This is a genomic window from Glaciibacter sp. 2TAF33, from assembly GCF_052114945.1.
Classification (GTDB): domain Bacteria; phylum Actinomycetota; class Actinomycetes; order Actinomycetales; family Microbacteriaceae; genus Cryobacterium.
The window spans coordinates 1-429 of the sequence record NZ_JBFRFS010000037.1 but is presented as its reverse complement, the minus strand read 5'-3'; the positions used below and the strand labels follow the sequence as shown (position 1 = coordinate 429).

Here is a 429-nt window from a genome sequence, read left to right as displayed (position 1 = left end):
GTCAGCCCGATATCGGGCAGCCCGAGATCGGCGGAGAGGACCGCGCCGGAGATGTAGACCCCGTCGAAACCCTTCGCCTGGATCAGCTTCGCCGACAGCGGGTTGAACGCGCCGGGGAACCGCTGGATCTCACCGGAAGCCAGGCCCGCCCGGAGCGCGATGCGTTTCTCGGCTGGTGTCGTGGTGGCATAAAGCATTTAGAACAGTCCCTTCGGCATGGCGTAATTCGCGAGCAACCCCGGCTTCGCGACGATCGTGAGCTGGCCGATGTCGTGCGCGTTCAGTTCCGGCAGTCGCTGGGCGACGTCGAGGAAGCGTTCGATCTCGTCAGGTTCGAGCACGTCGCCGGCCAGGGTACGGAACTTGTTCACGTACTCGGCCCGGCCGAACGGGCGGGCGCCGAGCGGATGCGCATCCGCTACCGCGATC

At 66.0% G+C, this 429-nt stretch carries 2 pseudogenes; both read right to left on the bottom strand.

Going from position 1 to position 429, the window contains the following annotated elements:
* Positions 1-197: pseudogene (locus AB4Y94_RS17810) on the bottom strand (methylisocitrate lyase); the annotation flags it as partial.
* Positions 198-429: pseudogene (locus AB4Y94_RS17805) on the bottom strand (MmgE/PrpD family protein); the annotation flags it as partial. It lies immediately after the preceding pseudogene.